1 protein-coding gene is annotated in these 630 nt (G+C 31.3%); it reads left to right on the top strand.

Annotation, left to right across the window (positions count from 1 at the left end; genetic code table 11):
- Positions 1–146 precede the first annotated feature (146 nt).
- A partial coding sequence (locus AC1DJR_RS32630) for a LysE family transporter (protein WP_477004531.1) occupies positions 147–630 on the top strand: 484 nt, incomplete at its 3' end.

Genomic DNA, 630 nt, shown 5'->3' with positions numbered 1-630 from the left:
GAAATAAGAGCCATCAACTGGATGGCTCTTTTGCATATTTTGGATAAAAAAGGGTATTGTATTAGTGAATAATTTTTATGATAGCTAGTCTATTTTCTTTATTTACATCATTACTTAATAGTAAAAGAAGTAGAAAGGATAGAGTGATGTTTGGAGCAATTATACAACAAATAGTATTAGGTATTTCATTAGCTGCACCTGTAGGTCCGATTAATATTGAAATGTTAAAACGAGGAATTGAACGTGGATTTTGGCATGCGTGGATTGTTGGAATCGGAGGAATGACTGCTGATATTTTGTTTATGCTGCTTATTTATTTTGGTTTATCTTCTGTGTTTATGTATACATATGTACAAGCTTTTATGTATTGCGCTGGTTTTTTCTTGTTGTTTTATTTAGGGTTTCAAAGTGTAAAACAAGGAATTTCTCACTCTAATATGGAATATAAACAAGAAGAGATAGGTGGACTTAAACAATCTTTTATGGCAGGATTTCTAATTGCGATATCCAATCCATTAAATCTCGTTTTTTGGTTTGGTATATATGGAAGTACACTTAGCTCGTTGCTTACAAAGGTAACGAAACAAGAAGCTTTTTTGTACAGTCTTTGTATTATTGTTGGTATTATTT

The sequence above is a fragment of the Bacillus sp. 05T31 genome, assembly GCF_056396725.1.
Note: the sequence above shows the minus strand (reverse complement) of the source record. Positions and strands in the feature narration are given on the sequence as shown.